Annotated in this window: 1 rRNA gene; it reads right to left on the reverse strand. The window is 56.1% G+C overall.

What is annotated here, in order from left to right:
- Positions 1-11: 11 nt before the first annotated feature.
- Positions 12-533 (reverse strand): 16S ribosomal RNA (locus tag M8006_RS17765); the annotation flags it as partial.

Below are 533 nucleotides of genomic sequence, written 5' to 3' on the forward strand. Positions count from 1 at the left end.
GATGCATCGTTTAAGGAGGTGATCCAGCCGCAGGTTCCCCTACGGCTACCTTGTTACGACTTCACCCCAGTCATGAACCACACCGTGGTGATCGCCCTCTTGCGTTAGGCTAACCACTTCTGGTGCAGTCCACTCCCATGGTGTGACGGGCGGTGTGTACAAGGCCCGGGAACGTATTCACCGTGACATTCTGATTCACGATTACTAGCGATTCCGACTTCACGGAGTCGAGTTGCAGACTCCGATCCGGACTGAGACCGGCTTTAAGGGATTCGCTGACTCTCGCGAGCTCGCTGCCCTTTGTACCGGCCATTGTAGCACGTGTGTAGCCCTACCCGTATGGGCCATGATGACTTGACGTCGTCCCCACCTTCCTCCGGTTTGTCACCGGCAGTCTCCTTAGAGTTCCCGGCATTACCCGCTGGCAAATAAGGACAAGGGTTGCGCTCGTTACGGGACTTAACCCAACATTTCACAACACGAGCTGACGACAGCCATGCAGCACCTGTCTGACAGTTCCCGAAGGCACACCA

The sequence above is a fragment of the Halomonas llamarensis genome (genome assembly GCF_023555005.1).
Lineage (GTDB): Bacteria > Pseudomonadota > Gammaproteobacteria > Pseudomonadales > Halomonadaceae > Vreelandella > Vreelandella llamarensis.